At 42.5% G+C, this 2,769-nt stretch carries 3 protein-coding genes; all 3 read left to right on the top strand.

The features are described from left to right. Positions 1-861: tRNA 2-thiouridine(34) synthase MnmA (gene mnmA, locus PAN06_RS13705; protein WP_269796603.1), on the top strand; the 861-nt coding region annotated here is incomplete at its 5' end. A gap of 136 nt (positions 862-997) precedes the next feature. After that, positions 998-1,453: an NUDIX hydrolase gene (locus PAN06_RS13700; RefSeq protein WP_195423611.1), complete on the top strand. Its 456-nt coding sequence runs from the start codon at positions 998-1,000 to the stop codon at positions 1,451-1,453. 10 nt (positions 1,454-1,463) lie between these two features. Further along, positions 1,464-2,769: tRNA uridine-5-carboxymethylaminomethyl(34) synthesis enzyme MnmG (mnmG, locus tag PAN06_RS13695; protein ID WP_269796602.1), on the top strand; the 1,306-nt coding region annotated here is incomplete at its 3' end.

The following is a 2,769-nucleotide window of genomic DNA, read 5'->3' as shown; positions in this document are numbered from 1 at the left end:
CTTGCTGAATACCGAGCTGGTCGAACACCAAATCCGGATGTCATGTGTAATAAGGAAATCAAATTTAAGGCCTTTTTAGATTATGCTATGACACTCGGTGCAGATTATGTGGCCACAGGGCACTATGCGCGCGTGTCGCATGATGAGGATGGTATTGTCCATATGTTACGTGGCGTTGACAACGGGAAGGATCAAACTTATTTCTTAAGCCAACTGTCACAAGAACAACTTCAAAAAACCATGTTCCCATTGGGACATTTGGAAAAGCCTGAGGTTCGCCGTCTAGCTGAAGAAGCTGGATTGGCAACAGCTAAAAAGAAAGACTCAACTGGAATTTGCTTTATCGGAGAAAAGAATTTCAAAGAATTTCTAGGGAACTACCTTCCTGCCCAACCAGGTCGAATGATGACCATCGATGGACGAGATATGGGTGAACATGCTGGTTTGATGTATTACACAATCGGTCAACGGGGTGGACTTGGAATTGGTGGCCAACAAGGTGGAGATAATGCTCCTTGGTTTGTAGTTGGTAAAGACCTCAGTCAAAATATTCTTTATGTCGGTCAAGGGTTCTACCATGAAGCATTGATGTCAACAAGTTTACAGGCTAGTCAAGTTCACTTTACACGAGATATGCCAGAAGAGTTTACATTAGAGTGTACAGCTAAGTTCCGCTATCGTCAGCCTGACTCCAAGGTGACTGTACACGTTAAAGGTGACAAGGCAGAAGTGATTTTCGCAGAACCTCAACGAGCCATTACACCAGGACAAGCTGTTGTCTTTTACGACGGTGAAGAGTGTCTAGGCGGAGGCTTGATTGACAATGCTTATCGGGATGGAAAAGTTTGTCAGTATATTTAATTGACAAAATTTCTCAATTTGCTACAATAATAAAAGCAATAGAAATGATGGTCAAAGCTCATGGATGTTGTAGGCTTTTTTGTCCTGCACTTCTCAGAGTTTTGACTATTTTTGTGTGATTTCGAAAGGAAGTAAAATGAAGCAACAGGATTTTCGGACGAAAATAGGTTCTACTGTTTTTGGTGTGAGAGCGACTGCTTTGATTGTACAAGATAACCGCTTGTTCGTCATAGAAGATGAGGGCGGCTGTTACACAATCGGAGGTGCTATTCAGGTCAATGAAACTACAGAAGATGCTGTAGTTCGGGAAGTCAAAGAGGAACTTGGTGTTACATCTAAAGCAGGTCCGCTAGCTTTCGTGGTTGAAAATCGCTTCGAACAAACTGGTGTTCACTATCACAACATCGAGTTCCACTACTTAGTAGACTTACTTGAGGAGGCACCTTTGGTCATGCAGGAAGATACAAAGCAATTACCTTGTCGTTGGATTGCTTTAGATGATTTACATACTGTTGACCTGAAACCGGCTTTTTTAAAATCAGCCCTACCAGACTGGGACGGAAAATTACGACACATCCATCTTGAGAAATAGGAGAAATAGAATGAATTATAACTTTATAGAAGAATACGATATCATTGTAATTGGTGCGGGGCATGCGGGAGTAGAAGCCTCTCTAGCTGCTAGCCGTATGGGTTGTAAGGTTTTACTTGCGACTATTAACATTGAAATGCTGGCTTTTATGCCTTGTAATCCCTCTATTGGTGGTTCTGCTAAGGGAATTGTCGTGCGTGAAGTCGATGCCCTCGGTGGAGAAATGGCGAAGAATATCGACAAGACCTACATCCAAATGAAAATGCTCAATACTGGTAAAGGTCCTGCGGTTCGTGCACTTCGGGCTCAAGCAGACAAAGAACTTTACTCAAAAGAAATGCGGAAAACGGTTGAAAACCAAGAAAATTTAACTCTTCGCCAAACTATGATTGATGAGATTTTGGTGGAGAATGGTAAGGTTGTTGGTGTAAGGACTGCGACTCACCAAGAGTATGGGGCAAAGGCTGTTATTGTCACTACTGGGACAGCTTTACGCGGAGAAATTATCATTGGAGATCTCAAGTATTCATCAGGACCTAATCATAGTCTAGCTTCTATCAATTTGGCCGACAATCTCAAACAGCTAGGATTAGAAATTGGACGTTTCAAAACAGGGACGCCACCTCGTGTAAAGGCATCGTCAATTAACTATGACGAAACGGAAATTCAACCTGGAGATGAAGCTCCAAATCATTTTTCTTATACATCGCGTGATGAAGATTATGTAAAGGATCAGGTTCCTTGTTGGTTGACTTACACGAATGGGCATAGCCATGAAATTATCCAGAATAATTTACACCGGGCACCTATGTTTACAGGGGTTGTAAAGGGAGTGGGTCCTCGCTATTGTCCGTCCATTGAGGATAAAATTGTCCGTTTTGCTGACAAAGAGCGTCATCAACTATTCTTAGAACCTGAGGGACGAAATACAGAAGAAGTCTATGTTCAAGGGCTGTCAACGAGTTTACCAGAGGATGTTCAACGGGATCTCGTCCATTCTATTAAGGGACTTGAGAAGGCAGAAATGATGCGAACGGGTTATGCGATTGAGTATGATATGGTTTTGCCTCATCAATTACGCGCAACTTTGGAAACCAAGAAAATTTCAGGTCTCTTTACAGCTGGTCAAACCAATGGAACATCAGGCTATGAGGAGGCCGCTGGTCAAGGAATTATTGCAGGGATCAATGCGGCTCTAAAAATCCAAGGAAAACCGGAACTCATTTTGAAACGCAGTGATGGTTATATTGGGGTCATGATCGATGATTTGGTAACAAAGGGAACGATCGAACCGTATCGTTTGTTAACAAGCCGTG

The organism is Streptococcus sp. SM3 (assembly GCF_027497875.1).
Note: the sequence above shows the minus strand (reverse complement) of the source record. Positions and strands in the feature narration are given on the sequence as shown.